The 16055-nt window shown below is 60.1% G+C and carries 23 protein-coding genes; 6 read left to right on the top strand and 17 right to left on the bottom strand.

The annotated features are described in order from the left end of the window. Positions 1 to 12: 12 nt before the first annotated feature. From KBX13_RS02710 to rpsJ, 16 genes are all read right to left on the bottom strand, one after another. The gene (locus KBX13_RS02710) at positions 13 to 1275 is read right to left on the bottom strand and encodes an ABC transporter permease (protein ID WP_256020609.1); all 1263 of its coding nucleotides are present in this window, start codon (positions 1273 to 1275) and stop codon (positions 13 to 15) included. After that, positions 1272 to 2873, bottom strand: coding sequence for an HlyD family efflux transporter periplasmic adaptor subunit (locus KBX13_RS11500; RefSeq protein ID WP_256020607.1), 1602 nt, complete (start codon positions 2871 to 2873; stop codon positions 1272 to 1274). The genes KBX13_RS02710 and KBX13_RS11500 overlap by 4 nt, the downstream gene beginning before the upstream one ends. Positions 2874 to 2900: 27 nt before the next feature. Beyond that, positions 2901 to 3125 (bottom strand): hypothetical protein, encoded by a 225-nt coding sequence (locus KBX13_RS02700; RefSeq protein WP_256020605.1) that lies wholly within the window; start codon positions 3123 to 3125, stop codon positions 2901 to 2903. Then, positions 3118 to 4710, bottom strand: coding sequence for a sulfurtransferase TusA family protein (locus tag KBX13_RS02695; RefSeq protein ID WP_256020603.1), 1593 nt, complete (start codon positions 4708 to 4710; stop codon positions 3118 to 3120). Before KBX13_RS02695 ends, KBX13_RS02700 begins: the two co-directional genes overlap by 8 nt. A 7-nt stretch (positions 4711 to 4717) precedes the next feature. Continuing rightward, positions 4718 to 5083: a DsrE family protein gene (locus KBX13_RS02690; protein ID WP_070477537.1), complete on the bottom strand. Its 366-nt coding sequence runs from the start codon at positions 5081 to 5083 to the stop codon at positions 4718 to 4720. 132 nt (positions 5084 to 5215) lie between these two features. Then, a complete protein-coding gene (gene rpsQ / locus KBX13_RS02685; RefSeq protein ID WP_070363097.1) occupies positions 5216 to 5500 on the bottom strand; it encodes a 30S ribosomal protein S17 in 285 nt (94 codons plus the stop codon). A gap of 2 nt (positions 5501 to 5502) precedes the next feature. Next, the gene (gene rpmC, locus KBX13_RS02680) at positions 5503 to 5733 is read right to left on the bottom strand and encodes a 50S ribosomal protein L29 (protein ID WP_070363098.1); all 231 of its coding nucleotides are present in this window, start codon (positions 5731 to 5733) and stop codon (positions 5503 to 5505) included. After that, positions 5733 to 6149, bottom strand: a complete 417-nt coding sequence (rplP, locus tag KBX13_RS02675; protein WP_070363099.1) for a 50S ribosomal protein L16 — start codon at positions 6147 to 6149, stop codon at positions 5733 to 5735. The genes rpmC and rplP overlap by 1 nt, the downstream gene beginning before the upstream one ends. A 3-nt stretch (positions 6150 to 6152) precedes the next feature. Next, the gene (rpsC, locus tag KBX13_RS02670; RefSeq protein WP_070363100.1) at positions 6153 to 6896 is read right to left on the bottom strand and encodes a 30S ribosomal protein S3; all 744 of its coding nucleotides are present in this window, start codon (positions 6894 to 6896) and stop codon (positions 6153 to 6155) included. Then, positions 6896 to 7255, bottom strand: coding sequence for a 50S ribosomal protein L22 (gene rplV, locus KBX13_RS02665; RefSeq protein ID WP_070363101.1), 360 nt, complete (start codon positions 7253 to 7255; stop codon positions 6896 to 6898). The genes rpsC and rplV overlap by 1 nt, the downstream gene beginning before the upstream one ends. Positions 7256 to 7258: 3 nt before the next feature. Next, on the bottom strand, positions 7259 to 7534 hold the full coding sequence (gene rpsS / locus KBX13_RS02660; RefSeq protein WP_070363102.1) for a 30S ribosomal protein S19: 276 nt from the start codon (positions 7532 to 7534) through the stop codon (positions 7259 to 7261). Positions 7535 to 7550: 16 nt separating this feature from the next. Further along, on the bottom strand, positions 7551 to 8390 hold the full coding sequence (gene rplB, locus KBX13_RS02655) for a 50S ribosomal protein L2 (RefSeq protein WP_070363103.1): 840 nt from the start codon (positions 8388 to 8390) through the stop codon (positions 7551 to 7553). 25 nt (positions 8391 to 8415) lie between these two features. Then, entirely contained in the window at positions 8416 to 8721 is a 306-nt protein-coding gene (gene rplW, locus KBX13_RS02650; protein ID WP_070363104.1) for a 50S ribosomal protein L23, read from the bottom strand. Further along, positions 8722 to 9378 carry a 50S ribosomal protein L4 gene (gene rplD, locus KBX13_RS02645; RefSeq protein ID WP_070363105.1) on the bottom strand — a complete coding sequence of 219 codons (657 nt, stop codon included), beginning with the start codon at positions 9376 to 9378 and terminating at the stop codon, positions 8722 to 8724. After that, positions 9375 to 10031, bottom strand: a complete 657-nt coding sequence (gene rplC / locus KBX13_RS02640) for a 50S ribosomal protein L3 (RefSeq protein ID WP_070363106.1) — start codon at positions 10029 to 10031, stop codon at positions 9375 to 9377. The genes rplD and rplC overlap by 4 nt, the downstream gene beginning before the upstream one ends. 43 nt (positions 10032 to 10074) lie before the next feature. Beyond that, the gene (rpsJ, locus tag KBX13_RS02635; RefSeq protein ID WP_003848085.1) at positions 10075 to 10380 is read right to left on the bottom strand and encodes a 30S ribosomal protein S10; all 306 of its coding nucleotides are present in this window, start codon (positions 10378 to 10380) and stop codon (positions 10075 to 10077) included. Positions 10381 to 10945: 565 nt separating this feature from the next. Here rpsJ and KBX13_RS02630 point away from each other — a divergent pair. The 6 genes from KBX13_RS02630 to KBX13_RS02605 are packed head-to-tail and all read left to right on the top strand — an operon-like array spanning position 10946 to position 13938. Continuing rightward, positions 10946 to 11440 (top strand): Asp23/Gls24 family envelope stress response protein, encoded by a 495-nt coding sequence (locus KBX13_RS02630; protein WP_070363107.1) that lies wholly within the window; start codon positions 10946 to 10948, stop codon positions 11438 to 11440. A 2-nt stretch (positions 11441 to 11442) separates the two neighbouring features. Then, entirely contained in the window at positions 11443 to 11754 is a 312-nt protein-coding gene (locus KBX13_RS02625) for a hypothetical protein (RefSeq protein WP_070363108.1), read from the top strand. Between the two features lie 57 nt (positions 11755 to 11811). Continuing rightward, on the top strand, positions 11812 to 12012 hold the full coding sequence (locus KBX13_RS02620; RefSeq protein WP_070363109.1) for a hypothetical protein: 201 nt from the start codon (positions 11812 to 11814) through the stop codon (positions 12010 to 12012). Next, the gene (locus KBX13_RS02615) at positions 12012 to 12797 is read left to right on the top strand and encodes an Asp23/Gls24 family envelope stress response protein (RefSeq protein WP_256020602.1); all 786 of its coding nucleotides are present in this window, start codon (positions 12012 to 12014) and stop codon (positions 12795 to 12797) included. The genes KBX13_RS02620 and KBX13_RS02615 overlap by 1 nt, the downstream gene beginning before the upstream one ends. Beyond that, positions 12784 to 13377 (top strand): hypothetical protein, encoded by a 594-nt coding sequence (locus tag KBX13_RS02610; RefSeq protein WP_070975789.1) that lies wholly within the window; start codon positions 12784 to 12786, stop codon positions 13375 to 13377. Before KBX13_RS02615 ends, KBX13_RS02610 begins: the two co-directional genes overlap by 14 nt. Then, a complete protein-coding gene (locus KBX13_RS02605) occupies positions 13378 to 13938 on the top strand; it encodes an alkaline shock response membrane anchor protein AmaP (RefSeq protein WP_256020600.1) in 561 nt (186 codons plus the stop codon). 680 nt (positions 13939 to 14618) lie between these two features. Here KBX13_RS02605 and tuf read toward each other — a convergent pair. Next, on the bottom strand, positions 14619 to 15809 hold the full coding sequence (gene tuf, locus KBX13_RS02600) for an elongation factor Tu (RefSeq protein WP_070363113.1): 1191 nt from the start codon (positions 15807 to 15809) through the stop codon (positions 14619 to 14621). Positions 15810 to 16055 lie beyond the last annotated feature (246 nt).

Raw genomic sequence — 16055 nt, 5'->3', positions numbered from 1 at the left:
CAAACGTTGTTGCTATTCGTAGCGCAGGGCTTCGATCGGGTTCATTCTCGATGCGCGGTTTGCCGGGTAGTAGCCGAAGAACAGGCCAATCAGCAGCGCGAATACCAGTGAGAGTAGCACTGCCGTGATCGGTGGCAGCACGAAGGCGTTGAGCAGGAGCGCACCGAGCATGCCGAAGCCCGCGCCCACGACCACGCCGAACACGCCGCCGATCAGGCAGACGATCATCGCCTCAGTGACGAACTGCATGCGGATCATCCGCCTCGTCGCCCCGAGCGCCATACGCACGCCGATCTCGCGGGTGCGTTCCGTCACGGTGATTAGCATGATGTTCATCACGCCGATGCCGCCCACCAGCAGCGAGATCCCGCCGATTGCGGAGACCACCACGCTCATCATGGTCAACGTCTGGTTGAGCTGATCGATGTCACGCTTCATGTCGGCCACTTTCCCCTTGTAATCGGGGTCGTCCTCATAGGCACGGTCCGCCCACGCCTGGACGTCCTTGGCCACTTGATCGGTGTCGGCGCCATCGGCGACGCGCACACTCACGTTGTCTACGCCAGGCACCGGTGTGCGCATCATGTCCGGCTGCACCGTGTACGGCACCGCCATCATCGACTGCGAAAAGTCCCCGACCAGCACGCCTTGCTTCTCAAAGTGCCCGTACGCGCCGACCACCTGCACCGAAGCGTACTGCCCGCCGATGTCCAGCTCGACTTCCTGCCCGATCGCCGAATCAGGGTCGTTATTGAACAGCTGCTCCACAACCTCCGGCGAGACCACCGCCACGGCGCGGTTCGCCTCAATGTCGTCTTGGGTCAGAAATCGCCCGGCGGTCAGCGGCAGGTTCTGCATCTCCAGCTGGTCAGCGTTGACAAAACTCACCATCGTGGTGCCGTGCGCCAGCCCGCGTGTCGCCTGAGCTGTCGAGCTATCCAACTCAAACGCGATACCCTTCGCCCGCGCCCCGAGGTCGGCGCGCAGGTCCTCGATCATGTCGGGGGTGAGCTTCGAGGCGTCGTCAATTTCTTGGAACATGTAGCGGGCGGCCTCGCTGTCATCCTCCTGGCGGGGCTTGACTTCGAGGTGGACGTCGTGAATGCCGAACTGCTCCAGGCTGTCCAGCGTCTGCTTCTGCATCGCCTTACCCAGCGTCATAATCGCAATCACCGAGGCGATGCCAATGATCACCCCGAGCAGCGTCAGCGCCGAGCGCATCTTGTTCGCCCGCAGGCTCACCGTAGCGAGTCTGACAGATTCGCGCGGGTTCACTCCTGCTCCTCAACCAAGGTCACAGTGGCACCGACGCGTTCGCGATACTCGGCAGGCTTGTTCAGCACCCGCGTCCCCTTCTCGACGCCCTCTACGACCACATCCGAATCCGACACCAGCCCAACCTTGACCGGCGTCTTCACTACCTCGAACTTGTCCCCGTCATCCTTCGGGCGCAGCGTGTACACCGAGTAGCTACCATTCTCGTCGACGACGGCCTCCCGCGGCACAGCGAGCGCGTCCTTCGCGGACTCCGTGGTGATCTGCGCCTTGGCCGTTCCGCCGATCTTCAGACCCTCGGTATCACCCAGAACCTCGATCTCCACGGGGAACTCCGGGCGCGCCGCCTGCGCCGACGCCCCATCCGCCGCGGGCTGCGTTTCCGCAACCGATGAAACATCCAGCACACGGCCCTTAAACTTCTTCGCGCCGGTGCCAGGCGTGGTGAACGAGACGGCGTCGCCCGGCTGCATCTTCGCCGAGTCCAACTCCTTCACGTTCGCACGCAGCACCAGCCGGTTCGGGTCCGCCACAGAGAGCAGATAACCCGTCGGCGTCTGCCCCTGCTTCACCGCAACCTCCGCGACCACACCCGCGATCGGGGCACGCACCTGACCCGACGCCACATCGACCTCAAGCTGCGCGATTGACTGGCCCGCCGCGGCCTGCGCCGCCTGCACACCACGCTGCGCCTGCTGCACCGCTGCCGCCTGGGAGTCGAGCTGCTGCTGGGCCGCAAGCTTTGCTACCTCGAGCCCGACCGCTGCCTCCGCCTTCGCATCAAATGCCTGGGCAACTGCGCGCTGCTTCGCCGCAAGATCCGCGTCGGTGTCGTTGAGGGCAGCGTCGTACGCTTTTTGCGCCGCAGAAAGGTTGTGCTTCGCGCCGCGGAAACGCTCGTCGGCCTCCAGTTTGCTCAGCAACGGCTGCACAGCATCGTCTTGCGCCATCCCAGATTGGAAGATGCCGTGGTTGCCACGTACAGACTCCAGGGCCGCCGTCAGCGCGTCACGACGCGCCGAGTCCACGCCCTGCGCCTGCGTAAGCAACGTGCTGTCCAGGCCCGCCGCGACTGCCTTCTTGCGTTGCTCAAAGACCGCGGTGGCCTCCTGCAGCTGGCCATCAGCCTGGCGAAGCGCCGCCTCCGCCTGCGTCACCTGTGGGTTCAGGCCACGCTGCATCGCGTCGCTCGACTGCTGGTAAGCCTGCTGGGCCTGCTCAAGCTGATTCTGCGCCGCGACATCCGCCGAAATCTGCTGCGCGCGCTGCGCATCAATCTCACGCTGAACCCCCGACGTATCCAGGACCGCAACGACCTGGCCGGCCTCAACACGCTGTCCCACCTTCACGTTCAGGGCTGTGACCGGGCCGGTCAGGTGCGTCGTCAACGCGGTCACCGTGGCAGCCTCCACCGTCGCGGTGACCGGCACTTTGGCAGCAACATCACGAGGAGCGAGCTCTGTCGTATCAGCTGCCATGACCGGCTGACCGCCCCCAAACCCGCAGGCGGCGGTAGAGGCAAGAATACAAAGCCCGAGCCCAACGGTTGCGAGGGCTCGGGAAACGACACGGTTCGTTCGGCGCAGTCCTTTATTCACAGCGCTAAGGATAGCCGAAGTTTCACATCAATCAGAAGTTTTACGGATATAAAACTCCGGGTGATCCGCGCGCAGCAACGTGTTGCCGGTCAGGCCACACCAGGCGCGGATATCAATGTCAATCGCCTCATTCGTGGACCGCAAATGCAGCACTTCCCCGTTCTTGATCTGGTCGCGAAACAAGAGGAAGAGGCGCACCAGGACATCACCGCACGCGATGTCCTGGGCATCCCAGTAGTGATCCTCATGCATTGCGGCGCGCCATCACGTTGTCGCGGGCCTGCACAATGAGCGCGAGTTGCTGCTCAGCCAAGTTCGCGGCCACGATCGGGTTATCCGCGAACGTTGCAAAGCCGCAGTCCGTGGAGAAGACCACCCGGTCAGCCCCGAAGGTATCCAGGGCGCGCTCAATGCGCTCCTCCACTGCCTCGACCGGCTCCAGCTCCTGGAGCTTTTGGTTCAGCACGCCAACGCAGATGCGCTGGTCGTCGCGGATTCCCTCGAGGGCTCGGATATCGCCGGCGCGTGGCGTCGCCAACTCCATGGACAACATACCCACGTTCAGCGAGGCGAACAGCTCAACAAACGGGGCGTAATCGCCCGTCAGCGCCGCCGACTCGTCCGTGGTCCAGTTGCCGCGGCACACGTGCAGCGCCAACCTGTCCTTCGGCAGCCCCTCAGTGAGCTCATCGAGCAACGACTTCGCGAACTCCAGCTCCTCATCCACCGTGCCCTCCAGGCCGTCGAGCGCGCCACACATAAACGTGCGGCCACCCCCGCCCGCCTGCCCGTACACGACTTCAGTAAGCACCGGCTCATCGATCTGCACCAGCGACGTTCCCTTCGCCAGCAATTCGTGGAGCTCCTCGCGTAGCACGCGGACGATATCCTTCGACATCTCCTCGCGGTTCTCGTACGCGCGGTCGGAGACACACTCCATCCACATCGTGCGCGTGAGCAGGTACGGCCCTGGCAGGCACACCTTCACCGGGCGGTCGGTGAGCTGCTGCACAAACTCAACCTCGTGCGCAACCAGCGGCTTATCGCGGCCAAGCGGGCCAAAGACCGCCGGGTGGCGCACCTCGCCCGCCGGGACGTCCAACGCGCGAAGCTCGCGCTCGAACTCCTCCGGGTCATCCACGTACGGCAGCAGGTCCGTAATCGGGATGAGCTGGCAGTTCTGCAGACGCCCCGCGACGAAGCTCGAGTAGTTGTCGCGTCGCATTTCACCATCCGTGACGACGTCCATTCCGGCCCGCTCCTGCGCCGCAAGCACAAGGCGCACTGCGTCGTCGGCTGTGGCCTGGAACGTGCCCTCATCCATCCGCTCTTCGAGGTGGCGGTGCAGCGCATCCAACAACCACGGAGACCGTGGCCAAGAGCCCATCGTCAGCACAGATCCCGCCGGAATCTCCGGCGCGGGAGCTGGCTCAGGCAGTTCCTTGGCGATCGTCGGCTCCACGACCTCCTGCGTCACCGGCATCTGCGGGCGCTTGCGCGGCCCCTTCTTCTTTTTCGGGCGCACAGCCTCGGGAGCGGCCGGGATGTCAGCAACCTCCACGGGCTTCGTGAACGCCCCCTTCGACACAAGGAAGCGCCACCGCTTGTGCTCTGGCTCCTCAACCACGTTGACCAGGTCGTTGCCAGTCAAGTTACACCAGGAAGGCAGGTCCACCTTGACTGTGGGGTCGTAGGAGATAATCTCCAGCAGCTGGCCAGACTCGAGCGGATCGATGTTCTTTCGGATCAATAACAGCAACCCGTTACCGCAGTCCAGATCGCCACCGTCGAAGCTGGCGTCTGGGGCGTACGGGTGCAGATTCTCGGACTGAGACATCGTTGCCTTAGTAGGAAACGCTTGGGGTGCCGTCTGCCAGGAACTCAACCAGCTTTGCGCCGCCGACGATGGTGGCGCCGTCGATAAGATCCTCTTCCCCGAAGCCGCGCTTCTTGGCACAAGGCGCGCACACGTACAGCTTGCCCTCTGCGGCAACGAAGTTCTCAATCAACTCCTTGATTGGAGCGAAGCCCTCCTCATGGATGTCGTCCGCGTAGCCCTTCGCAGCGAGGCGAGCGCCCTCGGAAGACAGGAAGACCATCGTGTCCTGCGCGGAACCTACAGCAGCGTTGGCGACGACGAAACCGAGCGTCGCAAGGTCCTCATTGTCCTTCGCGTGTGCAACAGTGACGCAAAACTTGCCAGTACCCATAGTGAACTCCTTTTCATTGAACGTTACGAGCACCAGAAAGTCTACCGAAATAGAAAAAGCACCACCCCGTCGTAACGAAACTTGGGGGTGGTGCTCTCTTGTCCTTGAGTCGGACGCCTCTACCGGATGGGTTTAGCGTGCCTTCTCAATGATCTCCACGAGACGGAAGTGCTTGTCCTTGGACAGCGGACGCGTCTCCTGGATGCGGACGAGGTCGCCAACACCGGCGGTGTTCTCCTCGTCGTGTGCCTTCACGCGCTTGGTGGTACGGACGATCTTGCCGTACAGGGCGTGGGACTTGCGGTCCTCGACCTCGACAACGATGGTCTTGTCCATCTTGTCGGAGACGACGTAGCCGCGGCGGTTCTTCTGAACACGCTTCTCGTTGGTCTGTTCGTTCACGTTTGCCTCACTCATGATTAAGCCTCAGCTCCCGGAACAACGGACAGGCCGAGCTCGCGCTCGCGCAGCACGGTGTAGATACGTGCGATGTCGCGCTTCACGGTGGAGATGCGGCGGTTGTTGGTCAGCTGGCCGGTAGCAAGCTGGAAGCGCAGGTTAAACAGCTCTTCCTTTGCCTCGGACAGACGAGCGCGCAGCTCTTCGTCGTTGAGCTCGCGGAACTCGGATGCGGGGGTACCGTTTGCCATTAGAACTGGTCCTCCTTCTTGATGATGCGAACCTTGCAAGGCAGCTTCGCGCCTGCGCGGCGCAGTGCCTCGATAGCGGTTGCGTCGTTCGGGTAGGACATCTCAAAGAGAATACGTCCCGGCTTTACGTTAGCGACCCACTTCTCGACAGGGCCCTTACCGGAGCCCATACGAACACCGAGCGGCTTCTGCGTCAACGGACGGTCCGGGAAGATGTTGATCCAGACCTTGCCACCACGCTTGACGTGGCGGTTGATCGCAATACGAGCCGCCTCAATCTGACGGTTGGTGATGTACGCCGGCTCGAGAGCCTGCAGAGCGTAGTCACCGAAGTTGATCGTGTTGCCACCCTTGGACACGCCAGAACGAGTCGGGCGGTGCTGGCGGCGGTACTTCACACGCTTAGGAATAAGCATTGATTAGCCCTCCTGCTTCTGCTCTGCACGCTGGCGGCGCTGGCCACCACGGCGTGGGCGGCGATCGCCACGGCCACGACGCTCGTTCGACGGAGCGTTGAGCTCGGACTCGCGCACGCCACCGACGACGTCGCCCTTGTAGATCCAAACCTTGACGCCGATGACGCCGAAGGTCGTGTGTGCTTCTGCGATGCCGTAGTCGATCTCAGCACGAAGGGTGTGCAGTGGCACACGGCCTTCGTGGTAGCGCTCAACGCGGGACATTTCAGCGCCGCCGAGACGACCCGAGGTCATGACCTTGATGCCCTTGACCTGTGGGTTACGCATAGCGGACTGGATTGCCTTGCGCATCGCACGACGGAACGCAACGCGGTTGACCAGCTGTTCAGCGATGGACTGAGCAACGAGCGTCGCGTCGGCGTCGACGTTCTTGACCTCGAGGATGTTCAGCGCAACCATCTTGCCGGTGAGCTTCTCGAGCTCACGGCGGATGCGGTCAGCCTCAGCGCCACGACGGCCAATCACGATGCCCGGGCGGGCAGTGTGAATGTCGACGCGGACGCGGTCACGGGTGCGCTCGATGACAACGTCGGAGATACCGGCGCGCTCGAGGCCCTTGGACAGGAACTCGCGGATCTTGATGTCTTCTGCGACGTAATCAGCGTAGTTCTTGTCGGCGTACCAGTGGGACTTCCAGTCGGACGTGATACCCAGGCGCAGGCCGTGTGGGTGAATCTTCTGGCCCATTACTTCGCCCCTTCCTTGGACTCGACAACTACGGTGATGTGCGAGGTGCGCTTCCGGATCTGGAATGCGCGACCCTGAGCGCGTGGCTGGAAGCGACGCATGGTCGGACCTTCGTTTGCCCAGCACTCGGAGACGACCAGCGTACGCGGGTCCAAACCGAAGTTGTTTTCAGCGTTGGCGGCTGCAGATGCAACAACCTTGGCGACGTCCTTCGCAGCACCCTGTGGTGCGTACTTCAGGACTGCGAGAGCCTCGGAGACGGACTTCCCACGGACGAGGGCGAGCACGCGGCGCGCCTTCATCGGGGAAACACGAACGAACTTGGCCGTCGCGGATGCAGTGGTGATGGTGTCAGCCATTGCTTATCGACGTCCCTTCTGTTCCTTGACGTGACCCTTAAAGGTCTTGGTTGGTGCAAACTCGCCGAGCTTGTGGCCGACCATGGACTCGTCGACAAACACCGGGACGTGCTTGCGGCCGTCGTGGACGGCGAAAGTGTGTCCGATGAAATCTGGGAGAATGGTCGAACGGCGAGACCAGGTCTTGATTACCTGCTTGGTGCCTGCATCGTTCTGAGCGTCCACCTTGTTGAGGAGGTGCTCATCGACGAACGGGCCTTTCTTTAGGCTACGTGGCATGTCTTACTACCTCCTCTTAACGCTTCTTGTTCTTCGAGCGACGGCGTCGCACGATCATGTTGTTTGAGTAACGGTTTGGGTTGCGGGTGCGAACTTCCTTCTTGCCCCATGGGGACACTGGGTGACGACCACCGGAAGTCTTACCTTCACCACCACCGTGTGGGTGATCCACAGGGTTCATGACAACACCGCGGACCGTTGGGCGCCAGCCCTTCCAGCGCATACGGCCAGCCTTGCCCCAACGGATGTTGATCTGGTCAGCGTTGCCGACCTCACCAACGGTTGCGCGGCAGCGGATGTCCACGCGGCGAATTTCGGAGGACGGCATACGCAGCACTGCGTAGGAACCTTCCTTACCGAGCAGCTGGATAGAAGCGCCTGCGGAACGAGCAAGCTTGGCACCTGCACCAGGCTTGAGCTCAACAGCGTGGATCGTCGTACCGGTCGGGATGTTACGCAGTGGGAGGTTGTTACCAACCTTGATGTCGGCGTTAGGACCAGCCTCAACGACGGCACCCTGCTTCAGGCCCTTCGGAGCGATGATGTAGCGCTTCTCACCGTCGTAGTAGTGGAGCAAAGCAATGTTAGCGGTGCGGTTCGGGTCGTACTCGATGTGAGCAACCTTTGCCAGCACGCCGTCTTTGTCCGAACGGCGGAAGTCAATCACGCGGTAACGACGCTTGTGGCCGCCACCACGGTGACGAGTGGTGATGTGGCCGTGCGTGTTGCGGCCACCCTTCTTCGGGAGCGGGCGCAGCAGCGACTTTTCCGGAGTGGAGCGGGTAAGCTCCTCGAACTCCGAAACAGAGCTGGCACGGCGACCCGGGGTTGTCGGCTTGTACTTACGAATAGCCATATTTTGTCCTTTTCTATCGAGTCACTTAGACGGCTGCGCCGCCGAAGATGTCGATGGGATCGCTGCCCTCGCGGAGAGTAACGTAGGCGCGCTTGGTGTCCTTGCGCTTACCGAAACCAGTGCGGGAACGCTTGCGCTTGCCCTCACGGTTCACGGTGTTCACCGAAGCGACGTCGACGCCGAAAATCTCTTCCACGGCAATCTTGATCTGGGTCTTGTTAGCAGACTTCGCTACAAAAAACGTGTAGGTGTTCTGCTCCATCAGCGCGTAGGTCTTCTCAGAGAGGACCGGCGCGATGATGATGTCGCGGGAATTCACGATCTTAGCCATTTACTTCTCCTCCTCCGCAGCTTCAGCCTTGCCACGGTTGATGAAGGTGTGCAGCGCCTCAACCGAGAACACAACGTCATCGGCGTTCAGCACGTCGTAGGTGTTCAGCTGCGCCGGCTCAAGAATGGTGACGCCCGGCAGGTTCCTTGCGGACAGACGGGAGTTAACATCCTCACGGCCGATCACGAGCAGCACCGACTTACGGTCAGTCAGACGCTCAATGAACGCACGAGCAGACTTGGTCGAAGGCTTCTGGCCCGGAACAAGCTCCTCAATGAGGTGGATGCGCTCGTTGCGAACACGATCAGTGAGTGCACCAGCAAGTGCAGCCTTGATCATCTTCTTTGGGGTGCGCTGCGCGTAAGAACGCGGCTGCGGACCGTGGACAATGCCACCGCCGGTGAAGTGTGGCGCGCGGATCGAGCCCTGACGAGCGCGACCGGTGCCCTTCTGGCGGAATGGCTTCTTACCACCACCGCGGACCATGCCGCGGGTCTTGGTGGCGTGAGTGCCCTGACGAGCGGCTGCCAGCTGAGCTGTCACAACCTGGTGCATCAGGGGAATGGAAGCTTCACGGTCAAAAAGTTCTGCCGGAAGCTCAACGGAACCGTTGGTCTTTCCGTCTGCGGTGTGGACGTTCAACGTCAGGTTCGTCATGCGTGAGCACCGCCCTTCACTGCGGTCTTGACGGTAACAACAGAACCCTTCGCACCAGGGATAGCACCCTTGATGAGGAGGAGGTTGTTGTCGCCGTCGATGCGTTGAATCTTCAGGTTCTGGGTAGTAACGCGGTTACCGCCCATACGGCCAGCCATGCGCTTGCCCTTGAACACGCGACCCGGCGTAGACGCGCCACCAATGCCACCAACGCGACGGTGAGCAGCCTGGTTACCGTGTGCTGCACCCTGGCCCGCGAAGCCGTGACGCTTCATTGCGCCAGCGAAGCCGTGGCCCTTGGTGGTGCCAGCAACGTCGACGAAGACGTCGCCGTCAAACAGATTGACGGTGATCTCTTGGCCGAGTTCGTACGCAGAGGTGTCATCCATGCGGATTTCAGCTACGTAGCGACGTGGGGTGACGCCAGCCTTCTTGAAGTGGCCAGCCTCTGGCTTGTTCGTCTTACGGGGATCGATGTCGCCGTAAGCAATCTGGATGGCGGAGTAGCCATCAGTCTCTGGTGTACGGATCTGGGTGACCACGCACGGCCCAGCCTCAACGACGGTAACCGGGATAACACGGTTCTCGTCGTCGAAGATCTGGGTCATGCCGAGCTTGGTGCCCAGAATGCCCTTGATCTGGTTATCAGACATGTATTAGTTCTCCACTACTTACAGGTTGTCGGATCTCTAGTGATTACTGGATGTTCACGTCAACGCTTGCAGGAAGGTCGATACGCATGAGCGCGTCAACCGTCTTCGGCGTCGGATCGAGAATGTCGATGAGACGCTTGTGCGTGCGCATCTCAAAGTGCTCGCGAGAGTCCTTGTACTTGTGGGGAGAACGAATAACGGCGTACACGTTCTTCTCTGTGGGCAACGGCACCGGTCCAACGACGCGGGCACCCGTGCGGGTGACCGTCTCAACGATCTTCTTCGCAGATGCGTCGATCGCTTCGTGGTCGTAGGCCTTCAGCCTGATGCGGATCTTCTGTCCCGCCACGCTTACCTCTTCCTCGCATCCCCACATTCTGAACGAAGCGGTGGGGTTGTAGCTTCTAGTTTCTCTATAACGTTGTCCGGGCTGGGCCCATGGCTCAACGCCAGTGTCGTTTTCATTGACTGTTTGACACTTCCGGAAGGTGAGTAACGCGACAATAAACTGCGCGCTTACTTCAGTGCTTCCGCCTCGGTGCACACGTGCATCGGGGTGTCAGACTCGGAAGGGTGCGTGACCCTTGCGTACTGCCGCTGTTTATTTGCCATGTCCCTTCTCCGGTTTCTCACCTAGTTAACCTAGATAAAAACCTTCTTTGGAAGGTGTCATGTTTACCCCACCATCACAACCTTGCGGCCGCCATGTCGAGGCAACCCGAGTATTAAAACACGTTCTTGCAAGAAGCGCAACCCCTCCTCTGAACATTTCAGTTTGATTGCAGAGTGATATCCATTCGGAACTTTTTGCATCGATTCAGGCAAGCTAGTTGGTTGCTGTGTACCCTGGGTGTTTACACGGGCGTCTGTCCGTCGTACTTTTCTTTACCCATATATATACGAAGGGATTTTCCATGGCCGACCACAATGCAACCGAGAACACCCCTGCCACCACTGAGGCAAAGGAGACGGAGCAGGTTCGCACTCGCAACTCCAACCTTGAGACTGAGCACGGCACCACAATGATCGACGACAACGTCGTCGGCAAGATCGCCGGCATCGCCGCCCGCGAAGTTTCCGGTGTTTACAACCTGGGCGGTGGCGCTGCACGCATGTGGGGTGCTGTTCGCGAGTCGCTGACCTCCTCCACCAATGTTCAGCAGGGCGTCGATGTCGTTGTCGAGGACGGCCACGCTTCCGTCGCTGTTGCAATTATTGCGGAGTACGGCGTCGCCATCCACGAGCTCGCAAACGCCATCCGCGAGAACATCACTGTTGCTGTTACCCGCATGACCGGCCTTATCGTTGACCGCGTCGACGTCACTGTTCACGATGTCCACCTGCCGGAGCAGGACAACGAGGAGTCCAACGAGGCCGCCTACAACGCTAACCAGGCGCTGGCTCAGTAGTTATGGCGTACACCTCCGTTAGCCGCGAGGTGGCCGAAGCCGCCCGGGACGCCATTTTGGCTGTCCCCGGCGTTGCGGGTATGCATGGCGGGTTCTTCGGTGAAGTTGCCCTCCTGCTACCCGGCGAGCGGATCGAAGGGCTCAAACCCGCGACGCGATCCTCAGACCCCAACCTCCGCGGCCTTGAAGTCAACTTTATTTACGACGTTTCGAGCGAACGGGACATTCACTCCGTCGCCGACGACGTACGCACCGCTACCCTGCGCGCCACCGATGTCGATTTCGTCGACGTTGTTGTCGCCGACGCCGAATAGGAACGCCCGTTAGGGCGTCCGCGTTGCGTACCCACAACTACAAGTAAGTGGTGAACAATGAATCTTTTATCTAACAAAGCGTTAACCGGTGTCATTATCGGCATTATCGTTGCTTTCTTCGTCACCTTTGGCGGCGGACTCGGGCTACTGTGGCTCGTTCTCTTCTCCGTCATTGGTGGTGTCGTCGGCGCCCAGCTTGATGGCAAGCTGGACCTCGCAGAAATCCTGAGCACCAGCTCGGGCAAGGGTCGTAGCTAATGGCGTCGAACCAATTCCATCTCAGTGAGCGCGTCATCGCGCAGATTGCTGAGGTGGCGGCTTCGTCAGTGCCCGGCACGATCGAAATGGACGCAAAGCTTGCAGGTTTGGCAGGCCGCAGCTTTCCCCAAATCGATGTCCGCCTGGACCGAGTTTCAGGCACCGCGGCCGTCGAAGCCGAGATCGCTACTACTTACCCTGCCCCCATTGCTGCCATCACGGACGCCGTGCGTTCAACGATCATCTCGCACATCCGGACATTGACTGGGCTGGACGTCTCCAGCGTCAATATCGAGGTGGCAAACGTCACCGCGAACGCCGGTGAACCCGTCTCGTGGGACGACGTTGCAAACCACCAGTCGTTCATCATCCCAACTCCGCTGAAGGTCAAGCCTTTGGACGTAGAGTCCCCGACGACGAAGGAGCCGGAACCGTTGCACGATATCGTCGCTCGCTCGCTTGTCGACGACCTGACGGACACCCACGTTCCAGAGCCAGTCTCTGTGAAATCCATTGCCGCTCCGACTCCGTACCCCGTGCGTACCAAGGGCTTCGAAGCACAGCCCACGCGGGTTTTCCGTCCACAAACGCCGGAGCCTGCCCGGCTGCTTGGCGTGCAAACACACCAACAGCGCGTATATAGCCCGAGCGTTCCGCAACCTGCGCCGCTCAAGCCCATTCGCGTGAAGCGCACAGCGGCACCGACGACAGTATCGGCACCGCAACCTCAGCCGCTTCGTGAAATTACGATCAAACCGGCGGTGAAGTACTATGACCGAACCTAATACACCCGTCGCCCCAGTAGGCCCGCACCCGGCTGCCGCACCGAAAGCTAGCCCAGTTGCACGCTGGATCACCGTGCTCGCCGGCCTGGCGTTCCTCGGGGGCGCCGTTGTTACCGGGCACGACGCTTGGGTGCGACTCCAGGAAACTAGCAACCAACCGGAGTGGCTCCCCGAGCTCTACGACCAGTTGACGTTGAATCTCATTGACATCACGTGGGTGGGCGTCGCAGTTGGCATCATTGTGATGCTCGTAGGGCTCGCGCTTGTGGTTGCATCGCTCAAACCTCGCCAGAAGACGCACCTTCGCGTGCAGTCCCCAGTTTCGATCTGGACACGACCAGTGGACATCGCACGGAAGTCAACATTCCTTGCAACATCCCAGTTCGGAGCTAATCATGCACGCACCAAGGCTGACCGGAAGAAGGTCACACTCACAATGCAGACCGACACGCAACGCCCCGAGGTAGAGCAGCAAGCGCACGAAACTCTCGTTGGTGAGTTCCAGCGTCTGGAGCAGGTACCCGCCATCACCATCAAGACCGAAGCGCCAGCACCAGTTGCTGAACAGGAGGCGAAGTAAATGACCAAGACACTTGCGTTCTTTGACCGCATACTCGTCTTCATCCTCGGCATTTTGTTGCTCTGCATCGGGTTCGTTCCACTCGCATACTTCTGGGACATCCCCTACGCCAGCCAATGGATCCAGCAGGTGGATCCAGTGGTGATCGGCAACCTGCCCTACCGTTCCTGGTACAACACCGCGTTGATCGTCGGTGCGGTTGTGCTGGTAATTATCGGGCTGTGGGCCATTATCGCGAACACACGCAGCCGCGGATTCTCGACCCGAGCAATCACCGCGGCCGACGCCGAGCATGGCACAACCGAAATCAACGTCAAACGCGTCGCCGAAGCCGCATGCCACCACTTGGCTATGGACCCCATGATCAACTCCGCCGACGCCAAAGTTGCGATGGTCGAGACCAGGCCGACCGTTGAATTCGTTGCGATTGCCAACCCAGCATTCTCGCTTGACGAAGTCGTTGACGTTCTCGAACGCGCCGATCAGGACTTCCGAATGGCAAACCACACAATGAACGTGGATACCCTGTGGAAGCTGCACTTCGACCAGGTTAGCGCCTAAAAGTACTCACGCGAATGCTCCCCACCAACAGGTGGGGAGCTTTTCGTGTCCAGACGGTGCGGCTTAAGGGACATTTTGTGTGTATAAATCTATTCGGTTTCCCGGACTCCCGATATGGTTTTCAAAACAGTTCCATTCGCCGGTCTTGAGAATTGAACGCCGGATGACGTCTGACGTGTGGGATGTATCGAGTCTGCGGGTAGCGCAGCGAGATTGGTGGCTCTAGAGAACAAGAACCGGTCTCTCTACGCGTTGGGCGATCGCATACTGCCAGGGAGACGAGCAAAGCCCTGGGCGTGCACGATACTGGCCAGGGCACGAACAGGACCGGGAAGCAAGGCATTGGGGTATGCCGTTAAGCGAGCTGCCATACAGCCTGCGGGGCGAGAGACGATCTTGCACACAGCGGTGCACTGAATGGGCGGCTGAAAGAATTCAATACTGGCAATGATCGTCAGTGCAACCCCAGTCTAGCCGTGAGAAAGGGGTGGGCTGGACGCGGCTAGTTACACACAAAATGTCCCTTAAGTCGGCGGTGCCCAATGCACTGAAGTAACAGCACGGTGACCAGCTGCAGGACATAGTGGTCCTAGAACCGTTGCCTTCCCAACGCACTGTAGGCATGAAAAAAGGTCACTCCCCGATGGGGAGTGACCTTTACGTCACGTTATCGGACTGAATTAGCCGAGGATCTTGGTGACGCGGCCAGCGCCGACGGTACGGGAGCCCTCGCGGATAGCGAAGCGCAGGCCCTCGTCCATAGCGACTGGGTGGATCAGCTCGACGGACATGTCGACGTTGTCGCCAGGCATGACCATCTCGGTGCCCTCAGGCAGGTGCACAACACCGGTAACGTCGGTGGTGCGGAAGTAGAACTGAGGACGGTAGTTGTCGAAGAATGGCGTGTGACGGCCACCCTCGTCCTTGGACAGGACGTAGACGGAGCCCTCGAACTTGGAGTGAGGGGTGTAAGCGCCCGGCTTGATGACAACCTGACCACGCTCAACGTCCTCACGCTTCAGGCCACGGAGCAGCAGAGCTGCGTTGTCGCCAGCCTCAGCGGTGTCGAGAAGCTTGTTGAACATCTCGATGGAGGTGACGGTGGTCTTCGTGGACTTCTCGCGGATACCGATGATCTCAACTTCGTCGTTGAGGTTCAGGACGCCACGCTCAACACGGCCGGTAACAACGGTACCGCGGCCGGAAATGGTGAAGATGTCCTCGATCGGCATCAGGAAGTCACGGTCGGTCTCGCGAACTGGGTCCGGAATGGAGTTGTCGCAAGCTTCCATGAGCTCAACGATGGAGTCAACCCACTTCTCCTCGCCCTCAAGAGCCTTCAGAGCGGAGATGTGAACGATTGGAGCCTCTTCGTCGTAATCCTGCTCTGCGAGAAGCTCACGAACTTCCATCTCGACGAGCTCGATGATTTCCTCATCGTCGACCATGTCGCACTTGTTCAGGGCAACGAGGATGTAAGGAACGCCAACCTGGCGAGCAAGCAGAACGTGCTCGCGGGTCTGAGGCATCGGGCCGTCGGTAGCAGCAACCACGAGGATTGCGCCGTCCATCTGAGCAGCACCGGTGATCATGTTCTTGATGTAGTCAGCGTGGCCTGGAGCATCCACGTGTGCGTAGTGACGCTTAGGAGTGTTGTACTCGACGTGGGAAATGTTAATGGTAATGCCGCGCTCGCGCTCTTCCGGCGCCTTGTCAATCGCGTCGTACGCGAAGGACTTGTTCTCCTCCGGGTACTTGTCAGCGAGCACCTTGGTGATAGCAGCCGTGGTGGTCGTCTTACCGTGGTCGACGTGACCAATGGTACCGATGTTGACGTGCGGCTTTGTACGTTCGAACTTTGCCTTTGCCACTGTATGTCCTCCTAGGACTTCATGGTGGCTACGACCTTCGCAGCCACGTGGTTTACATTTGCCTTTGCCTTCGAAAAGGCGTCGGCTCATTCACAATGTGCCAGTTACCTGATCCTAGAGATTCCCAGTCTGATTTTCAAACCGTCAGACCGAAAGTTCCGGGATCATTCGTCGCGAGTAACGGCCGGCTCAAACCACCACTTCAATCTTGTGGCGATTCCAGCGCGACCGCTACTAGCGGCCATC

The sequence above is a fragment of the Corynebacterium sp. CCUG 51687 genome (assembly GCF_024453995.1).
GTDB lineage: Bacteria > Actinomycetota > Actinomycetes > Mycobacteriales > Mycobacteriaceae > Corynebacterium > Corynebacterium pseudogenitalium.
This window is presented reverse-complemented; position numbering and strand designations above follow the sequence as displayed.